Annotated in this window: 20 protein-coding genes and 1 pseudogene; 4 read left to right on the plus strand and 17 right to left on the minus strand. The window is 35.8% G+C overall.

Features of this window, described 5'->3' with window-relative positions:
* Positions 1–249: 249 nt before the first annotated feature.
* Entirely contained in the window at positions 250–1,116 is an 867-nt protein-coding gene (gene nudC, locus EHLA_RS11760) for an NAD(+) diphosphatase (protein WP_096240975.1), read from the plus strand.
* Positions 1,117–1,225: 109 nt separating this feature from the next.
* On the opposite strand, the gene EHLA_RS11765 is transcribed toward nudC, so the two are convergent.
* The 5 genes from EHLA_RS11765 to EHLA_RS11780 all read right to left on the minus strand — a co-directional run bounded on the left by EHLA_RS11765 (position 1,226) and on the right by EHLA_RS11780 (position 4,024).
* Complete coding sequence (locus EHLA_RS11765; RefSeq protein ID WP_096240976.1) at positions 1,226–1,906, minus strand: hypothetical protein; 681 nt, start codon at positions 1,904–1,906, stop codon at positions 1,226–1,228.
* Between the two features lie 27 nt (positions 1,907–1,933).
* Positions 1,934–2,395 carry a MarR family winged helix-turn-helix transcriptional regulator gene (locus EHLA_RS11770; RefSeq protein ID WP_096240977.1) on the minus strand — a complete coding sequence of 154 codons (462 nt, stop codon included), beginning with the start codon at positions 2,393–2,395 and terminating at the stop codon, positions 1,934–1,936.
* Between the two features lie 96 nt (positions 2,396–2,491).
* A complete protein-coding gene (locus EHLA_RS16300) occupies positions 2,492–2,665 on the minus strand; it encodes a hypothetical protein (RefSeq protein ID WP_157908596.1) in 174 nt (57 codons plus the stop codon).
* Positions 2,641–3,432 (minus strand): NifB/NifX family molybdenum-iron cluster-binding protein, encoded by a 792-nt coding sequence (locus EHLA_RS11775; protein ID WP_096240978.1) that lies wholly within the window; start codon positions 3,430–3,432, stop codon positions 2,641–2,643. The genes EHLA_RS16300 and EHLA_RS11775 overlap by 25 nt, the downstream gene beginning before the upstream one ends.
* An 85-nt stretch (positions 3,433–3,517) precedes the next feature.
* Positions 3,518–4,024 carry a DUF1836 domain-containing protein gene (locus EHLA_RS11780; RefSeq protein ID WP_242970726.1) on the minus strand — a complete coding sequence of 169 codons (507 nt, stop codon included), beginning with the start codon at positions 4,022–4,024 and terminating at the stop codon, positions 3,518–3,520.
* A gap of 317 nt (positions 4,025–4,341) precedes the next feature.
* On the opposite strand from EHLA_RS11780, the gene EHLA_RS11785 reads away from it, so the two are divergent.
* Positions 4,342–5,172 carry a DegV family protein gene (locus tag EHLA_RS11785; RefSeq protein WP_096240979.1) on the plus strand — a complete coding sequence of 277 codons (831 nt, stop codon included), beginning with the start codon at positions 4,342–4,344 and terminating at the stop codon, positions 5,170–5,172.
* A gap of 105 nt (positions 5,173–5,277) precedes the next feature.
* Here the strand turns inward: EHLA_RS11785 and EHLA_RS17160 are convergent.
* The 3 genes and pseudogenes from EHLA_RS17160 to EHLA_RS11800 form a co-directional block, all read right to left on the minus strand.
* Positions 5,278–5,349 (minus strand): annotated as a pseudogene (locus tag EHLA_RS17160) (4Fe-4S binding protein); the annotation flags it as partial.
* A gap of 99 nt (positions 5,350–5,448) precedes the next feature.
* Positions 5,449–5,748 carry a type II toxin-antitoxin system RelE/ParE family toxin gene (locus EHLA_RS11795; protein ID WP_096240980.1) on the minus strand — a complete coding sequence of 100 codons (300 nt, stop codon included), beginning with the start codon at positions 5,746–5,748 and terminating at the stop codon, positions 5,449–5,451.
* Between the two features lies 1 nt (position 5,749).
* A complete protein-coding gene (locus tag EHLA_RS11800) occupies positions 5,750–5,998 on the minus strand; it encodes a type II toxin-antitoxin system prevent-host-death family antitoxin (RefSeq protein WP_021905858.1) in 249 nt (82 codons plus the stop codon).
* A 322-nt stretch (positions 5,999–6,320) separates the two neighbouring features.
* Here EHLA_RS11800 and EHLA_RS11805 point away from each other — a divergent pair, with 322 nt between their 5' ends.
* Both EHLA_RS11805 and EHLA_RS11810 read left to right on the plus strand, forming a co-directional pair.
* Complete coding sequence (locus EHLA_RS11805; RefSeq protein WP_096240981.1) at positions 6,321–6,557, plus strand: hypothetical protein; 237 nt, start codon at positions 6,321–6,323, stop codon at positions 6,555–6,557.
* A gap of 527 nt (positions 6,558–7,084) precedes the next feature.
* Entirely contained in the window at positions 7,085–7,744 is a 660-nt protein-coding gene (locus EHLA_RS11810; RefSeq protein WP_242970727.1) for a Crp/Fnr family transcriptional regulator, read from the plus strand.
* A gap of 118 nt (positions 7,745–7,862) precedes the next feature.
* On the opposite strand, the gene EHLA_RS11815 is transcribed toward EHLA_RS11810, so the two are convergent.
* From EHLA_RS11815 to EHLA_RS11855, 9 genes are all read right to left on the minus strand, one after another.
* On the minus strand, positions 7,863–9,554 hold the full coding sequence (locus tag EHLA_RS11815) for an FAD-dependent oxidoreductase (RefSeq protein WP_096240983.1): 1,692 nt from the start codon (positions 9,552–9,554) through the stop codon (positions 7,863–7,865).
* A gap of 22 nt (positions 9,555–9,576) precedes the next feature.
* Positions 9,577–9,882 (minus strand): thioredoxin, encoded by a 306-nt coding sequence (gene trxA / locus EHLA_RS11820; RefSeq protein WP_008705287.1) that lies wholly within the window; start codon positions 9,880–9,882, stop codon positions 9,577–9,579.
* Between the two features lie 114 nt (positions 9,883–9,996).
* Positions 9,997–11,343 carry an MATE family efflux transporter gene (locus tag EHLA_RS11825; protein WP_096240984.1) on the minus strand — a complete coding sequence of 449 codons (1,347 nt, stop codon included), beginning with the start codon at positions 11,341–11,343 and terminating at the stop codon, positions 9,997–9,999.
* Between the two features lie 854 nt (positions 11,344–12,197).
* Positions 12,198–12,692 (minus strand): DUF3368 domain-containing protein, encoded by a 495-nt coding sequence (locus tag EHLA_RS11830; protein ID WP_096240985.1) that lies wholly within the window; start codon positions 12,690–12,692, stop codon positions 12,198–12,200.
* Positions 12,689–12,979 carry a hypothetical protein gene (locus tag EHLA_RS11835; RefSeq protein WP_096240986.1) on the minus strand — a complete coding sequence of 97 codons (291 nt, stop codon included), beginning with the start codon at positions 12,977–12,979 and terminating at the stop codon, positions 12,689–12,691. Before EHLA_RS11835 ends, EHLA_RS11830 begins: the two co-directional genes overlap by 4 nt.
* A 531-nt stretch (positions 12,980–13,510) precedes the next feature.
* Positions 13,511–14,230, minus strand: coding sequence for a TatD family hydrolase (locus tag EHLA_RS11840; RefSeq protein ID WP_096240987.1), 720 nt, complete (start codon positions 14,228–14,230; stop codon positions 13,511–13,513).
* The gene (gene qatC, locus EHLA_RS11845; RefSeq protein ID WP_096240988.1) at positions 14,214–15,599 is read right to left on the minus strand and encodes a Qat anti-phage system QueC-like protein QatC; all 1,386 of its coding nucleotides are present in this window, start codon (positions 15,597–15,599) and stop codon (positions 14,214–14,216) included. The genes EHLA_RS11840 and qatC overlap by 17 nt, the downstream gene beginning before the upstream one ends.
* A gap of 3 nt (positions 15,600–15,602) precedes the next feature.
* Positions 15,603–16,286, minus strand: a complete 684-nt coding sequence (locus tag EHLA_RS11850; protein WP_096240989.1) for a hypothetical protein — start codon at positions 16,284–16,286, stop codon at positions 15,603–15,605.
* Between the two features lies 1 nt (position 16,287).
* Positions 16,288–18,123: a KAP family P-loop NTPase fold protein gene (locus EHLA_RS11855; RefSeq protein ID WP_096240990.1), complete on the minus strand. Its 1,836-nt coding sequence runs from the start codon at positions 18,121–18,123 to the stop codon at positions 16,288–16,290.
* Positions 18,124–18,134 lie beyond the last annotated feature (11 nt).

The following is an 18,134-nucleotide window of genomic DNA, read 5'->3' on the forward strand; positions in this document are numbered from 1 at the left end:
CTTTTATTCCCTAAAAACATCTACTCTCTGTAACTGTTCCCTGCCATCAGAGCTGTTTCATCAAAATTAAACAGTATTGTATAAATTGTATCATGAACTCCTGATTTTTTTCAATAGAGGAAAGCGCTGAAATCCTCTTGCATTAAATCATTATTCTGTTATCATATGATATTAGGGTCAGCGTTGGCTGCGGAGCAATTCGTAACATCATGATATTATTCTTGAATTTCAGGAGGTAAAAAAGACATTATGATACAGGATATTTACCCACATAAATTAGATAACCATTTTGATACTGATGCCAAACCGGATAATGACAGCATCGTTTTATATTTCACTAAAGAAGGGATTCTTCACAAACTCTCTTCTTATAAAGATTACGAAAATTATCTCTTTTTCCCGACCGTTCAGGATTTTATAACAAAAGACGGTGCATTTCCTTTTGAAAAAGATGCCCTTACTTATCTTTTTTCTGTCGATGATGCCCATTACTTTTTATTAGAACAGGAACCTGCACAACTTCCAAAAGGGTTTACCTTTACCCCGATCCGTAATCTTCGCAAAAAAAATGTCCACCCAAAGCACCGTATTTTTGCGGGCATCACAGGCTTTCAGCTTAGTAACTGGTATAAAAATAATCGTTTTTGCGGATGCTGCGGAAATAAAACTGTCCACTCTACTACAGAACGAGCTTTGATGTGTCCTTCTTGCGGACATGTTATTTATCCCCGAATCGTACCTGCTGTTATTGTCGGCATATGTAATGATGATAAAATTCTTGTCACAAAGTATCGTACAGGTTTTGCCCACTACGCACTTGTTGCTGGCTTCACTGAAATTGGAGAAACTTTGGAAGAGACTGTACAAAGAGAAGTACTTGAAGAAACCGGACTGCGGGTAAAAAACATCCGTTATTATAAATCGCAGCCATGGGGAATCGTTGATGATATCCTTGCCGGTTTCTATTGTGATGTGGATGGAGAAACTGATATTCATATGGACGAATCTGAATTAAAACTGGCAGAATGGAAGACCAGAGAAGAGCTTGAACTCCAGCCGGATGATTTCAGCCTTACAAATGAAATGATGCTTATGTTTAAAAATGGAAGAATGTAAAAGGGTATATACAAAAAGATGGATGCTGTATGATAGGCTTCCTTCTTTTTATTATAAATTATTCATTATTTCAATCCACTGCTGCCATTAATTTACTTACCTTAATTTATTAAAACAACAGTTGAAGTCCCATTGCAATGATCCACATATATGCACATGTCTTTGGAATCATCAGTAATCCAACTTTTGGTTTTGTTTTGCTAAATAATGTTACAGGAAGGTAACAGCCAAAGGAAATAATAATTGCTGCGACCATTCTTGTCATATGGTATCCATTTGCATTTTCGGATATCGTATACAGAATAATGACTCCTATACCAGTAACAGCAAAAACTGCATTCCTGATAATCGATAACTTGAGATTTCCATCATCTGTACACCAATTATTCTGTGGAAGAATACAGACAGCAATTCTAATGATCGCAGAAATCCATACCATTGCTTTTACTGCAGCAGGTATATCAAAATCTGGGAAAGTATACTTCCAGACATACATTAAAATAATATAAAATACAGTCATTGTAATTGAGGATATCTGTAACCCAATTCCAAGCTGTTTCTTTATTCTGTCATTCGTTCCATGTGCAGCTCTTATGATTCTAGGTACTAAATGAAATGCATCTCCGCCGCAAAGAGTCAATGTTAATATTCCATAAAGGATAAATAGCGTATTTCCTTTTGCATAGATAAAAAATAAAATTGCTGCTACTAAATCAAATATCAAATATCCGGCATCAAATATTGCTTCCATAATATCCGGCATCTTTGGCTGGTATTTTTCTTCTCTCATTCTTACTTCTCCTTTTTCATTAATTGGTTATAACAAAAATAATTTTTCATTCTCTCCCTCCGCATATTTTTTTAAGTACGCATCTGCATTAGCACAAATCTTATTAAATACTGCCATGCACATATACTTTTCTTCTTTGGTTAATCCATCTAAAGCATTTTTAGCGAATTCTTTCTGTGCTTTCATTCCATCTTCGATAATAGACTCTGCTTTATTTAATATAACAATCTCAATATGCTTTTTATTCCGGGTACTCTGAATTCTTTCAATCAAGCCTTTATTCTCTAATGATTTCAGAGAAGTAGATACGTGAGATTTCGTTGATTTACGAATCTTTACGATATCTGCTGCCGTATTATACTTCGGATTATTATGTAAAAACATAAGTATATCATATTCCATTTGCGTTAGCTGATACCTGTCACATACTTTTCTCGTAAATAGTTCATAACAGCTGGTGATTGTTTTATGCTGATCCCAAAAAAACATATTTTTACTCCTTGTTATATCTATGTACTCTCGGAGTCTTTCTTGCACTTGATTTTGTGAGAAGATTCCGAGAGTACGTATCTTTTTATTAATGTTCTATTTAGAACGATTATGATTATATAGTTCTGCTTCCTTTTTGTCAAGCCTTGATTTTTTATTCTTATTTCTTAAATCTGTAGACAAAAAAAGATAAGCATTATTCTGCTTACCTTTTTTCGCAATCTGTTCTTTATTAAAATTAAAGATTAATGGCAGCTGTGGTTTCCACATCCATGCTCGTCACAGGTATGTCCCTCTCCATGATTGTGATCATGATGACTGCACTTTACATCAGGGTTGTAATCTAACGTTCCGCTCACAAAAGCTTCCACAGCCGCATCTGTATCACCGGAAACGCCTCCATAAAGCTTAATCCCTGCCGCTGCTAAAGCCATCTGTGCTCCTCCTCCGATTCCTCCACAAATAAGAACATCTGCCTTCAATGCATTCAGAACACCGGCTAATGCGCCATGCCCGCTTCCATTCGTATCTACAACTTCAGAATGGATTACTTTTCCATCCTCTACATCATAAACTTTAAATTCTGCTGTATGTCCAAAATGCTGAAAAATCTGTCCGTTCTCATATGTTACTGCTACTCTCATTATACCTTCTCCTTTTTCTGTTGCATACTTTTGATAAAATTCTTGTTTGTAGCATCCACCCAGACCACATTTACTACTTTTACCATCGCAGATCCGGAAATCTCCCCCTTCAATTCGAAGAGGATGCCCATCTATAATTGCATCTGCCACTTTCTTTCTGGCAATCTCATAGATTCTCTGAACAGTCGTTCTTGCAATCTGCATAAAGCCTGCACACTGTTCCTGGCTGTATCCTTCTTTATCTATAAGACGAATCGTTTCATATTCATCTACTGTCAGAAGAATCACCTCTTTTTCATCTTCCTCCCCTCTTCCTCCATTTTCATTGGATGGTCGAAATTCCAATATATCTGGAAAATGGCAGACTTTTCTGCACTTTATCGGTCTTGGCATAGGATACTCCTTTCACAATCTTTTCTCTATACTACAACTATTATGAACATATGTCAATAACTTAATTGACATATGCTCATTTCACTTATCTTATAGAATCGGAAGCATTGTCCTGTAAATTATTTTTAAAACAGTCATTTAAATAAATAATATGCGATACCGCTATAATCACGCTACGAAGCATCTTTTTTTCAAATGAACTATCTCCTGTATCCTTTTTTGGTTCTTCTTTATCTTCAAATATAGCTACAAGCGTCTTTTCTAATTCTGAACAAAAATAATCATAAGCAACCGGTAACGTATAGGTTGCTTTTTGTAAAACAAAAAGGGATGCTATATTATCCATGGAAAGAACCTGCTTTATAATTACAATATAAATAGCATATGCTATTTGATCCGCATAATACTGTTTTTTTATAGGACGGTCAATATACCCCTTCTTTACATAATTACTTAACATAGATGGTGTAATCGAAATCTCTATTGGTGCTAAACATTCATTGATATACTTTACTGTCTGCTCAAGATAAAGTCCTACATTGGGAATTTCTTTATATCTTGGCATTCTGTAGTCTCTGGCTGAAAATCTCATAATACATTCCTTCTTTCTGACTGAGGTACTGTCTCATTGGCATAGCGCCAAATAACTCACCTCTTTTTCCTAGCAGTATATTATTTATTATATGATGTCAGGTTCAAAGGTATTTTGACCTAACTTGATGTCACGAATTACTCCGTATCTAACGCTACTCCCGTAATTCCGAAACATTATTATATATCAGATACCAAAAAACCGCAATAAAGTTATTTAATACCTTGACAAACACATATGTATGGTTTACTATACTTTTTGATAAGTTTTTCAAAAACCGATATAAACGTATTTAAAACTATTAACGGAGGTTACATATGAAAATGAAAATCGTTGCAGATTCATCTGCAAATCTTTTAGCTTTACCTGATATAGATTTCGGGATTGTTCCGCTTCATGTAATCGTAGGTGAGAATGATTACGTAGATGATGATAAGATTGATCTTACAGCTATGCAGGAGGATCTTTCTTCTTATAAAGGGAAGACATCGACATCAAGTCCAAGTCCTCACGAATGGGAGAATGCGTTTGGCGATGCTGATGTTGTATTTTGTATCACTATTACAAGTACTCTGTCCGGTACATATAACAGTGCTGTTATCGCTAAGGACATCTATGAACAGAATCATGCCGGCAGGAAAGTATATGTTTTAGATTCTTTATCTACAGGACCAGAAATCGCACTTTTTATTGAAAAAATAGCAGAACTCATAAAAGCCGGTTTTGCTCCGGATGATATTTATAAAACCCTTCTCGAATATAAAGATAAAACACACCTGTATTTTTCTCTGGCATCTTTAAATAATTTTGCAAAGAACGGACGAATAAGTCCGGTAATTGCAGCCGGAATCGGTTTATTAGGAGTCAGAGTCGTTGGAAAGGCGAGTGATGAAGGAACTTTATTACCGCTTGATAAATGCAGAGGAGAAAAAAGAGCATTAAAAAAACTGATTAATCATCTTAAAGAGTGTGGTTATACAGATGGAAAAATCATCATTGCTCACAACAATAACGAAGCTGGTGCTTTAGAATTAAAAAAATTGATTGAAAATACATTTGGAATTTTTAATGGAAAGATTCAAAAAACAAGAGCCCTTTGCAGTTATTACGCAGAGCCGGGCTCCCTTCTCATCGGTTTTGAAGCATAGGAAAACAAGTCTGTATGGATATATAGAAGGGGCTATTGAGAAATAAATTGTTCCAAACAGGGGAATATTTGATTCATGTGAGTCAAACATTCCCTAAAATTTTTCCTAATGCAGTGCTTTGTTTGGGCAAACTTTCAGGCATTTGCCGCAATGGATGCATTTATTTTCATCTTTTGTATAGGAATTATAGTTCTATCTGGTTTTATATGTGTTCCACTGTCCAAGGGACACAGACTATACTGAACGGTGTTATCAATTTGTTATCATGATTGTGTATCAATCGAAGATTCTCGTAATATCCTGATATCGGTTAATTACACGATAAATCTCTACATCCTCTTTTCTTACTTTATAGATAATCACATAATCTTCCCATATTGCATATTTATAATCTGTCCGAAAGCTGACTCGTTTTGAAAGGTCCGAACCCATTTCCGGAAATATTTGAAGATTTTCAAATTTACCGTAAAGTTCCTTTATGGTCTTTGCGGCATATTCTTCGTTATCCTCAGCAATATAATCCCGAATATTCTTAAGATCCTTTGCAACAATAGGATTAATCCGCAGTTTTAACATTTTATTCCCCCACAAGTGCTTTCAGTTCGTCCAAATCCAGCCAACCTTCGCCATCTTTTACTGCTTCTTCGGCTTCCTGCAGCTTCAGCAAAAGCTTTTTCTCTGCACGATCACGCTCGTAATCTTCAATATCCATAACTACAAAACGTCCTCTGCCATTCTTTGTCAAGTATACTGGTTCTCCTTTATGACAGTTTTTCAAAACTTCATTATAGTTTCTCAAATCAGATACTGGTAAAATATTTGCCATATTCTTTCAGCTCCTTCCTTGATAAAACGAACACTCACATTCGCTTCTCGCTCATAAACACAACCTACTGTGCGGTCCACATTCATATTGTTTCTGTTACTTTTATTATACACAAAAAGCTGTAAAATTCAACGTAGATTTTTACAGCTTTACAAGAATTTCAATATTTTATATCACGCTCTAATCTGGATGGTAGATACCCCATAAAAGAAATAATTGACAAAACCATCGCGAACAATGTCAATTCTGATTTGATCAACTGCCCACTCAAAAGGTTAGCGCCATACACAACACCATTTGCAAAATATCAGGAGAAACGACTATGCGCAATATACACTTATATGACCACATCTGTGTCGTTGGTAAAAAAGAGACAATTCTCCCTTTAGTTGATGAAATTGAGCTATTGTACCATCGACTTCTTGATCTGGAGCAGAGTAATTTATCAGCAGTTCCCAATAAATATAGCTTTTCTCTTGAAATCAAGAAACAGTCATGTTATATATGTTATATTATTAGTAGAAAAGATGCCACCGATAGACGGTTAGCCCGATACTAAATGTTAAGCTTTAGAAAAGCCGCTCAGTTTTCTCAGGACCGGGGCGGCTATTTCTGTGTCTTATTATTATCTTTACCAAAGGAATATCCTAATCCAAAGCAGGTTAAGCCAAAGCTCACTACTTAGTCTTTTTCCAAGCAATTCCGACAGTATTTTACAAACATTTGTTCTGTCGGATAATCAACTGGTTATTTTCTTGTATTAATTGCCGGAAGCTTGACAGTTGAATAATTAAAAATCACCTTATAAGCCTTATAATACCTACATTTTTATGTCAAATTTTATGTTTTGATATGTACTTGTTTGTAATAGTTTATTATACTAGAAGAAAAAAGGATTTTTTATCATGTACATAGCAATCACAGGCAGCAAAAATAATAAAGATGTATATATTTATCGTTCCTTCCGTATATTCACAATAGTCATGTACTATAGTCAGTATATTTCCATTTATGGCATATGTCAATTATGTAATTGACGCATCTTAAAAAAGTAAGTATACTATGTTCGTAAAGGAGATAACTATTATGAACTTCGAAAATTATTTTCCACTATGGAATGACTTAAATACAGCACAGAAAAAACTAATTTCAGACAATTTGATTACACGGGATGTAAAAAAAGGAACAATCATTCACAACGGAAACCTGGATTGTACTGGATTATTACTGGTTAAATCCGGGCAGCTTCGAACTTACATACTTTCAGATGAAGGACGGGAAATTACACTTTACCGTTTGTTCGATATGGATATGTGTCTTTTATCCGCCTCATGTATCATACGCTCCATTCAATTTGAAGTAACCATTGAAGCAGAAAAGGATACTGATCTTTGGATCATCCCTGCTGAAATCTATAAGGACATCATGAAGGAATCTGCTCCCGTCGCAAACTATACCAATGAGTTAATGGCCACCCGTTTTTCTGATGTCATGTGGCTGATTGAACAAATCATGTGGAAGAGTTTGGATAAGCGTGTTGCTTCATTTCTTTTAGAAGAGACCTCTATCGAAGGAACAAACGAGCTGAAAATCACTCATGAGACGATTGCTAATCATCTTGGTTCCCACAGGGAAGTTATCACTCGAATGCTCCGATACTTTCAAGGCGAAGGACTCGTCAAACTCTCCCGCGGCAAAATCACAATCCTAGATTCGAAAAGACTGGAAACACTACAAAAATCATAAAACTGTTTTTCTGTAACATCTAAAGAATCCTCCATTTATCAGAATTATGAAAGTCATTCTAATAAATGGGGAATCTTTTTATGCTACAAGAAAATTATAAAAATATTATGATTATTTTTTAATAATCCATACCACATGCATATGCCCTTTCGATCAGCGCACGGTCATTAACCACTGTGTCATAGAAGCGGAATCCACCGGAAAAGTTGTATGTTTCATATCCATTTCCTTCCAGAATACGACTGGCAATATAACTGCGCAGACCACTTTGGCATATCAGATACACAGGCTTTCCTTTCTCAATTTCACTAATTCGTTCTCTCAGTTCATCTACAGGTATGTTTTTGAATCCATCAATATGCCCCCTGCTGAATTCATCTACCGTTCTCACATCCAGCAATACAACATTTTTATCTTTAGAAATCTTATCCATATCTTCCAGATGCCATTGTTTTAAGGTGCCTTTTTCTATATTGTCTATCATGAATCCTGCCATATTTACAGGATCCTTAGCTGATGAGTATGGTGGTGCATATGCAAGATCCAGATCTTTCAGCTGGGTTGCCCTCAGTCCTGCATGGATCGCTGTTGCCAGCACATCGATACGTTTATCAACGCCTTCATATCCAATAATCTGAGCACCAAGCAAGCGATACGTATCCTTTTCAAAAACCACCTTCATGGTCATCACTTTTCCACCAGGATAGTAATCGGCATGACTCATAGGAGAAAGAATTACTGTATCTATATCTAATCCTGACTTTTTGGCATTTGTTTCATTGATACCTGTAGTGGCTGCTGTCATATCAAATACTTTGATAACGGAGCTTCCCTGACTGCCCAGATAACGGCTATCACCGCCGCAAATGTTATCTGCGATGATCCTGCCCTGTTTATTGGCAGGTCCTGCTAAAGAGATTAGTGCATCCTCACCCGTAACATAATGTTTTACCTGAACTGCATCACCTGCAGCATAAATGTCCGGTACAGAGGTTTCCATCCTGTCATTCACTACTATACTTTCCTTGATGCCAAGTTCCAGACCCGCTTCTTTTGCTAATGCTGTGTCTGGTGTAACGCCGATTGCCAGTACTACCATATCAGCCTGAAGGGATGGATTATCTTTCAATAGAACCTCCACTCCATTGTCTTTTTCTTTAAATCCTTCTACTGTATAGCCCAGTACCAGTTTTATCCCGTGTTTTCTCATTTCACTATGAATCATCGATGCCATATCCGGATCAAAAGGATTCATCAGCTGCTTAGGCCGCTGGACAATTGTAACATCCATGCCTAGCTCCCTCAAATTTTCTGCCAGTTCCAGACCAATAAAGCCACCACCTGCCAATACAACCGATTTTGGATGATTCTTATTTATATATTTCTTTATCCGAAAAGTATCTTCTACTGTACGAAGTGTAAAAAGCTTATCAATACCTACTCCAGGAAGTCTCGGCTGTGTTGGCTTTGCACCTGGAGAGAGAATCAGCTTATCATAGTTTTCTTCAAATATCTCACCGTTTTCCAAATTTTTCACTGAAACAGTTTTACGAGCCGGATGTATGGAGATCACTTCATGATGAATTTTCATATTGATGTGGAAGCGTTTAAAAAAGCTCTCTGGTGTCTGTAATGTAAGTTCTTCTGGATCTGTGATCACATCTCCAATATAATATGGAAGCCCACAATTCGCATAGGATATGTATCCAGATCTTTCAAATACAGTAATTTCTGCATGTTCATCCAGTCTGCGTATCCTTGCTGCAGCTGTAGCTCCTCCGGCTACACCGCCTACGATTATTACCTTCATCTTATTTTTCCACCTTTCCTCATTAAAGCATTTCTAAAATCGCCTTCTTAGGTCTTGCCCCTGAAACCTTTGTTACAATCTTCCCATTCTTCATAACCACCAAAGTTGGAATACTCATAATACCAAATTTACTTGCCAGTTCAGGCTGCTCATCCACATTGATCTTTCCAACTTTAATATCAGGGCGTTCACTTGCAATTTCTTCTATGATAGGAACCACCATACGACAAGGAGCACACCAAGGAGCCCAAAAGTCTAAAAGAACAGTTTTCTCGGAATCCATTATTTCATTCTGAAAATTATTTTTATTGATATTAATAGCAGACATTTTACAGTCCTCCTTTTTTTCTTTTATGGTTTTATTATAATCTGAAATTCATTTATTTTCTGTGATATCATCACATTATTATCATGTTTGAGAAAAGAAAAACCTCCGCAAACATTACGTCTGCGAAGGTCGTTTTCTTGTGATCCATAAAAATGTACAGGTAAAAATAATTCCCTTTACAATTGAGGTTGAAGAAATAGCCCACCATATTCCATCCAGACCCATAATACCTCCAAGAATGATCGACAGCGGAATTCTTGCACTGGTAAAAGCTATACTGATGATACTGCAGAGTCGGGTTCTGCCGAGCCCTGATAATGCACCGACTGTCGTCAGTTCCACACACATAAAAGCTTCACTGAAACCTATGATGATTAGATATTCAACTGATGTTGCGATTGCTTTGGGTTCATGAAAAAAGATTCTGGCAATCGGTTCCGGAATACATATAAATACAGCTGAGATCAGCAGTCCCCAGATACCAACCGTCCACAAAGAAGCCTTATATCCTTTTTTGACACGGTCATTTTTACCCGCACCATAGTTCTGTGCGATAAAGGCATTTAATGCCGCTGCAAAACCGTCTGCAGTATTCCATGATATTGATTCAATCTGACCTCCGACTCTCTGCGTTGCAACAGCTTCTGCACCATACCCGGAGATCATACGTGTCAGCACCATGGAGATTGCACAATATGCCATTCCCTGTATTGCTGTCGGAATTCCGATCTTACAGATTCCCTGCAGATATTCCCGCGGGATTTTTGCCAAAAGCCTGGTTCCTTTTAGTACATTTTCTTTCTTTTGTATGACAATTCCGACTATCATGATACTCATAACGATCGCCTGTGCTGTCACTGTCGCAATTGCAGCCCCGACAACACCAAGCTTCGGAAACATCCCCACTCCAAGAATCAACACAGGATCCAGAATCATATTTGTGGCCAGGCCGACAAGATTCGCTATAAAAGGTGTCTTTGAATCTCCCTGTGCCGTATAAAGTCCAGTCAGTGTCAGCGTCATAAAAGAAAATACGATCAGCCCACAGGCAATCCTCGTATATGACACTGCCGCCGCATGAGCCTGTGCATCTGCAAGCTGAAAAAATCCTACCATCTGTCTGGTAAAAAGCAGCGAAAGAATTGCATATGCCATTCCCATAAATGCAGCAAGCTGTACTGCCGCCTGTGCGAATCCGTGTGCCCTTTCTCTGTCTCCATGTCCGATACACTGTGCCACATGCACCTGTCCACCCATTCTAGCCATAGCTGCAAGTCCCTGCGAAAGCCAGGTAAACATACCTCCAACACCTACACCTGCAACTGCCTTCGAACCAAGCAGACCAATCCAGGCCATGTCCGTGATGTTGTACAAAGTCCCCAGAAACGATGACGCCATGATCGGAACCGCAAGTTTCGTCAGCGTTTTTAGAATAGGACCTTTTGTTAAATTTCCCTCCATTTTCATTCCTCATCCATTTTTATTTTTTATTATCCACAAATCCTATTATACATGGTTTAACATAGATTTTCATCAGGAATTATCCATATATATCAAAAACCCTTTTGAAGAAATATGATTCTCCAAAAGGGCTTTCTGTCTGAATCTTTTTATAATTTTTCTCCGCAGGTTTCAATGACTTTTTTGTACCAGTAAAACAATGAAAACCTATGGTATGACAGTCTATACTTCAATACTCACAAACGAATGCGCACACAAGTATCCTATACACTTCGACTGTCAACCTTAACTTGTTTAATCCCAATAATCACCAATATACAGCAATATGAACTTAATAAAGATACTATGAATGACTGGCATACTGAAATGTTTGAACTTCAGTATAAAAAAGATTTGGCTTCTTTTAATATCAACATAAAAAGCGAGATTGAAGTGAACTATTAATTTTATATAGACATTTTATAGACGAAGAAAATAAAGAGCCGCTATTTAAGCGGCTCTTTGGCATTTTTGTTACTACTCAAACTCTATGTATCCATCTATATATTGTATTCTCTTGATTTTATTTTTCATATATTTAGTATGCATTTTCCATATATTCCATGATATCCACACCTTTATTAGAGTTTTTGTAGACATTTTATAGATAATCGGGAGCAGGGAATTTGACATTATCGTTTTGATAAACGTGATGCTCTATCTATAATTTTTCTGTCTCGAGTTCCACTCGAAGACCACTCGATTATTTATTTTCATATACAATACGGTTATGACAGGAACGGTTTGCTTTTCCAACTAAAATAATCATACTTTTCTTTTCTCTTTTGGTCAATTATTGTTCTTAAACGATACATTTAGTCTTTCAGTCTGCTTAACAGCATCTGATAATGCCGCTGTCCGATATGCCGTCCAGCACGTTGCAGTCCATCCACGCATTCTCTGACCTCATCTGAAGTTAATTCTTGTTCCTCATAGGCAGCCATAAGAACCCCTATTGTTCCCATGATTCTAAGCCCCATCTGAGTTGATACGTTTCTGCCTTTTGCTTCATCCATCAATAACAAATCTGCTTTTAGCTCATCTGTCAGAACAATTGCTTCACTCTCACCCTGGTCAAGACCTGTTGCTCTTTTTAATATATTGGCTGATTCCGGATTATTTACAGGCTTCACTACGATGAACTTCTTCTGTCTAATCTGGTCAGCTTCCAATTGGAAACGTTCATCAATTGTCAACTCTTCAAATACGGCCTGTGGAATCAGAACATCTCCAAACAGTTTTTCCAGTAAATCTATTCGATTGATTTTAAGAAGTGATATCAGCGGTGTTGTGTCGGAGATAACAATCATACCGTAGTCTCCTTCTTTTTGAGTTCTCTGAATGTATTCAGTTCATCATCCAAATCATCCATCGTCATATCAAAATAAGAATATCCCAGTTTATCATACAAATCAATTAACTCTGATTTTCTTATTCCCAAAATTTCAGCTGCATGACCATGAGATATCGTCTGATTTAATATATATGGATACAGCAACAGCGCATTTCGGGTAAGCTCTGTTTCTGGATTCATAGTTACCAGATATTTTGACATTCCTACCGGAACTTTAATAGTTACAGATTCTGTTGTTACCATAACATCACGCCCTTTCTATTAGAAATCCTTGTTTGCCTTCTTTTTTTATATTATATCTATTATTTGGATTTTCTACAACTGATTTTTCATCTAGAAATACTTTGCAACGTAACTAAGCCACTCTATTTCCCATAAAAATAAGGCTCCAAACCTACTATGTAGATTCAGAGCCTTACTGATATTCTAGTTATCCATTTTTACAAAAATAGAATATTGAGGTTTGCGAACAAACAACAGGTACTATTCAAACTCGGCAAGTCCAAAGCTATTCTTAAATATATTTGTTTAAGTTTTATATCTTTTTTGCCATTATTTCATTTCTGTTGCATATATTATTTTGGCTCGCTGATTTTCTGTTGCCAATTTGTTGCCATTTCATTATAACTGCGTTGAAATTGCTTCGCAATCATTATTTTGAATATATCACATAATTTCTTGAAAACAAATATACATAATACCGTTTTCTTCTCTTTAAGAATGTTCTACCAATACTCGGTACAGACTGCGTGGACTTATGTCAATATTATTCTTTTATTTAGTCAGCAATAGATTTTTGAAATTATTAAAAACAACTCGTATTAATTCTGGTTCATCCAGCGATTTTGCTATAAGTTCATACTCTTCCAGCAATAATGATGGTGAAAACTTTTTTCCATTTACTTTTGAATATGGTCCATCACTTTCTACCAACAATCTATCTTTCGGAATTGCATTCACAACATCCATATTTTTTACCATACTTGCATTTACCGAAAAATAACATCCTAAGTGAATAAAATCTTTTTGAAGTTCAACATTTCCAGTATACCAATGCAATATACATCTTCTCGGACAATATTTGCTCAAAATTTTTAAAGCAATTTCTTCTGCACCCCTTATATGGATTGACATTACTTTATTCTTTTCAGAACAAGCCTCAACAATTTTTTCAAACCACTTTATCTGCTGATTTTTTCCTATCCCTGTTCTTTTTGTAAAATCCAATCCAATCTCACCAACATATTCTGTTTGTGGCAGCATCTTCATGAAGTCTCTTAAATCCTTCTCTTTTAAATCTGTATTGAGTGGATGAAACCCCAATGCGAATTTAATATATTTATTATCACCAAATATATTCTTACAGCTTAAAAATACACCTGGTGAATTTGTCATGCATAATGTATACTGTTTTTCCCCGACAATTAATTTATAAATCTCATTATAATTCTTATACATATCCAAATGGAAATGAGTATCAATCAGTCCTTGCACATTTTTCTCCTATGAATCCCTTTATTTCATCATCTTCCGATAATAACTCTGTCAGATCTTCCATTGTTGATTTATAAACTCGCAAAAACTTTTGAACCGATTCTTCATCCAGTTTTCCCGAACATCTTATCATATCTTTTAAGCCCTCATCATCAATTTTTTTATATCTATATAAAGTACTAATCACGGCACGCAAATCATTTGCCTTTTGATTGTTAGAGTTATTCTTCAAAAATTCTGAGGCACTCTCAGTGTACCAGTATCGGAAATCCTTTATATCAAGCAGGGAGCTTTTACGTATTAAACATGGATAACAATACCCACAATTTATTGGATAATCTGGATTCCGCTCTTTATCATATCTAGCCAAACAAGGGTGAGAACATGAAATAGTATCCATATAATGTTTTTTAAATGCTTCCGTATTTTTTACTTCATTCACGATTTCTCTCTTTGTTGAATAGGCATAAAAGTTCTGAATTGGATTTTTTATTCCAACCATATGTAAGATATCCAAAAAACGTCCTAAAAAATATGGATGAGTAGTTCTCGTACTGCAAGTGCCTTTTCTACTATTAGTCAATGGGATATTTAATCCAATGAATCCATTTTCTGGTATATAAACCGGCATATCATTGCCAAGAATACCAGCTATTGATAACGCTGCACACAAAAATAACAGAGATCTTCCCCGAGACGTATCTTCATGTTTTTTCAAACGTTCCCCATCCATTGTAATAGGGGCACGTGAATTAGCAGAGAATCCGATAAAACGCACTTTCTGATTCGAATATCTCTCCTGAAACGTTAAAACAAAGTTTTCCTGTTTTTTCTTCAATTTGGGATATTCATTATGACCTACTAAGCAAGGCGATTTTCCTTCCTCCAACAATTTTATTGCTCCACAAAAGGAATCTAAACCGCCAGAGAATAAACATATACAATCACAGCCCTTTATATCAAGATGAATCCGGTTTGGGTATTCACGTTTGCTATACATTTTTTCGCACTGTCTAAAATGAATATCCCATTTATCACCTGTAAGAAATCCTAATGTTTGATTCCAGTATTCTTCTGTTCCATGCCATTTACTCATTTGTAATACTGGAATTGATACACTAAGTTCTCTTGTCCAACAATCTGGAAATAATCTTCTCGAAACTCTTTTATCTATCGCAAAGACACTAATACCTATGATAAATAAATCTTCATAAATTTCTGGTATAGCCATGCAGTCCATTCTATACCAGATATCTGTAATACCTGAAAAAATAGTGCTGTATTTTTTTCTCGTCAATGTAAAAACGTAAGAATCATTCCACTCTGCATTTGGGTGCATTTCGTTTTCTTTATCTATCCATACTCTCATTTTCTATGCCTCTCCATAAAACAATTCAAATACCTGGTACGCATCTTCAAGTGACCTTTTTACTACCTCTGATGATTGCAAGTGTCCAAAGTCCATGGTTTTTATATCTTCCAGTTTCAAGTCGTTATGCAATTCATTGGAAATATATTTATCCATTTTTTCTAATAAACGCTCAGTTTCTTCAGGATTCCTTTTCATGCGTATCTTTTCTTCATATCGGAATGCAAAACTAAATTTTATATACTCAATTAGCATTTCTTTCAACAAAACATCTGGAGCAACATCCTTTAAATCTCCCAAATCTGTTATGTTTAGTCCTTTCAAAGCTGCTCTAATGGCTTCTGCTGACAAATAATCTTCCGTTGTGTTCCCATAATTTGTAAAATCCCGAATAAGTTCATTATATATTTCATCTGATGATTTTCCTATCAAATCATTACGATTAAACTCATGCAACGCATTATTTATTCCGCCGTGCGATACCGCCTTAGCAAATGATAGAATACTTCCTGCTGCTTTTGTAAATTGTTCTGAAGTTGCTATATCATGATGCATTGCCGATGCATATTTACTTGCTGCCTTGGCTCTAGACTCTCCATCTCCACTATTTATGTAAGAAGTCACTGCTCGTTTCGCTTGCGACCAATGCGGAGTCGTCGGTGCAATATATCCTTTTGATGTTCCCATATTAATCTCCTGTTTTCATAATTCTATCTTTAATTTCTTGTTTTACATTTTTTAACTCATTAAGTAAATTCTCTATTGCATCTTTATCTTCCGAGTACATAGCCTTAAATGATGGAAGATCTCCTGCTTCTAATGGTTTAGCCGCCCTTTTTATTGCCTCGATTATTTCGCCACGGTAATCAGAGAAATTTACAAATAGCAAGCTATAAACATTTGATTCAATATCTCCAGATTCTATCTTTTTGATAAGGACCTTCATGACATCTTCTCGGTCAGACGAACGCAACTCTTTCATATCTCTCATTATTCCATCAGCCAATCCAGGATTAAACCTACCTATTCTCTCCAATAATTTTCTGCTTTCTTCGCTCAGGTCAGACTCAATATCATCTTGCTTTTTCAGTATCTCTCTCGTCAGATAAAAGTACTTATTCAAATTCTTTTTTTCTAATTCAACCGGGGGACACTTTACCCAATCTTTAATTCGTGGTTTATGCCACTTTGCAAATTCTGAATCCAGACTATCATTATCCAAGCTCTGTCTCATACGTTTAAACTGTTGATTTTCCGTATCAAAATTTGCATTCCACTCATTTAATTTGTCAAATAAATCTGGATTTAATTTATGCAAGGTAAGCAATTTTGCCATAACTCCCATATCAAGCTTATCACCATAGTATAACTTTGATAACTGTCGCTTTGTAATAAACGTATTAAGAAATCTTTTTGCTTGACGTGGATTTCCTTTAAGTGTATGTGCAACAATAGAACGAATCTGAAGAATTACTTTTGCGACCTCATCGCATTCATTTTTCATTCCAGCTTTATAAATGTCGGATTCACTATTTAAAATCTCTTGTATTTGCTCATAATCAATTGCACTTTCTCCAATCATCAACTTCTTCTCTTCTATTTTTTTTATCAGCACTTCAAAGCTATCTGGTTTCATATATTTCTGCATTACTAGTAATAATAAATAGTTTTGAATATCTTTAGAGGATAACTCAGGTATGTGTACCGGAAGTTGTATCATTTTCTCAATATATTCTTTATCCAATTCTACATCAAAATTATCTACTTTTGGATATTTTTTCTTTATTGCATACTGTATTACATTTTCATCTGCTGCTATAATAAAAGTAGTTTTATTTACAGACAAAAATAATTTGATTACCTCTAACGTTTCAATAATTCGTTCTGGTTGACATCTATCCAAATCATCAATTAATACAACAACCCTTTTTATTTTATCCGTGTTTATTGCCTCTTGAAATTCAGCTTTAAATTTTCTTACATTGTTTACTACGCTATCTGCAGTAGTACTATCATCCTTAATATACTCATCTTTAATATTCTGAACTGAATCAGATATATTTTTTATGACACCTCCTATCTCTTTCGCATTTTGTGGAACACTAAACAGCAAAGGCAATGGTGTCCCAGAAGCGATGCTTGCTACTACAGGTGCTGCTGAAGATCCAACTTTGGTTCCTAATTTTAAAAAGTCAATCTTCTTCAGTAAAGCTCTAAACTTCTTTTTAGTCTCTTCTGCTGGTATTCGCTCTTCCAGCTCTCGTAAAAGAGCTTCCATAATTGCAGACTTTGCATCTTCATAACTTTCAAACATCCAGGCATTAATCGTTACGCATATAATTCCATCTTTTTCCTTATAATGCTGCTCGATCAGATTAAGTAATGTCGATTTTCCTGCTCCCCATAATCCTAATATTCCTATAGTCAATGGATCTATATCAGTTTCTATAGCAATATCAGAAACTATCTCAGCATACGGTTTATAAAACAACATATCTATTTTTGATGCATTATCTGTCCACATACTCCGTCAAC

Source organism: Anaerobutyricum hallii, assembly GCF_900209925.1.
Lineage (GTDB): Bacteria > Bacillota > Clostridia > Lachnospirales > Lachnospiraceae > Anaerobutyricum > Anaerobutyricum soehngenii.